Annotated in this window: 1 protein-coding gene; it reads right to left on the reverse strand. The window is 36.1% G+C overall.

What is annotated here, in order from left to right:
- Positions 1-224: 224 nt before the first annotated feature.
- A complete protein-coding gene (locus JCM16496_RS21100) occupies positions 225-1073 on the reverse strand; it encodes a hypothetical protein (protein WP_025836436.1) in 849 nt (282 codons plus the stop codon).
- Between the last annotated feature and the right edge of the window lie 214 nt (positions 1074-1287).

Genomic DNA, 1287 nt, shown 5'->3' on the forward strand with positions numbered 1-1287 from the left:
AGTTATATATTATACAAGGTTAAAAATCTTGTTAATTACTTAACTCTATTGGTTATTTTAAGAGATACAAAACTCGTTATTAACAAAGGTGAGAAATGATTCATTCATTTCGTTCTAACAAAGATACATTATTATTTAATATCAAGAACATTCCTTTGTATTTATTTAACTTTATATTTATACATTTGCAAAAAGGAAGTTATACACCTTATTATATAATGAATTTAAGGTTCTTCTATATTTAAAGAATGGAATTCAATCAGGCCATTCATTGGTGTTTCTTCAATGATTTCCAGTTCGATGCCAAATTCACGAGCAACTTCCCGCAAAATGGCCGCGTAGCTGTAAGCCAATGAACCCACAAAACGAATAGGATAATTTTTGTAGTCATATTGGCAGACATTACGAGTAAAGAAATTTCTCAGATTACCGGTAATCAGCTCAAATACATAGTCATCATTGGTATAATCAGCCAAAAAATAAGATATAGTAGACAAAAAGCGATTGGGGAACGGGCGGTTATACACAGATTCCATAACCTCATTCGGGCTTATACGGAACTTCTCAAAGAAATCCGCCGTTACATCTTTAGGAGCCAAACCTTTCAGTACATCAGACAAAAACATTTTGCCCAATACAGCACCACTACCCTCATCCCCCAGGATGTAACCTCCTGCCCGGACATTCTTTACTATGATTTTCCCATCATAAAAACATGAGTTTGAACCAGTTCCCAAAATGCAAGCAATGCCGGCCTCGCATTTGAACAAGCCACGTGCAGCTGCCAGTAAATCACTCTCTACCTGAATTGGAGTTTTGAATTGTGCTACCAATGAAGCTCCCAATACATTTTTCTTTTCATAAGAAGTACATCCGGCACCATAATAATAGACTTGTTCCAATTTCCTTTTGAAAAAATGCTCGGGTAATCCTAACCGCACACTTCGGCTAATCTCTCTTCTCGTTTGAAAGAAAGGATTTAAGCCCTCTGTGAAGGCTCGCTGTATCAGACGATTATCTTCAACCAGCGCCCATTCTGTTCTCGTAGAACCACTTTCTGCAATTAGTTTCATAGGTAGTTAGTTTTAGAATTGAATACAAATATATAGCTTTTTTTAATCTTTCCAAGGCTATTTCAAGAAAAAATCATTTTACTGGCCATACATCTCCCTTTTGCTCATGTCTTCAATCATCCAACAAAGTATTCCCACTTTTCCAACGCAACCGTGTTTTAGTCAAAACAAGACGATAACAGACTAACAATAAGATACTATCTGGCTGAATTCC

It is taken from the genome of Bacteroides rodentium JCM 16496 (genome assembly GCF_000614125.1).
GTDB classification, from domain to species: domain Bacteria; phylum Bacteroidota; class Bacteroidia; order Bacteroidales; family Bacteroidaceae; genus Bacteroides; species Bacteroides rodentium.

What these genes read in the sequence shown, in the direction of transcription:
- JCM16496_RS21100 (WP_025836436.1), bottom strand. Translation starts at nt 1,073, where the DNA reads ATGAAACTAATTGCAGAAAGTGGTTCTACGAGAACAGAATGGGCGCTG.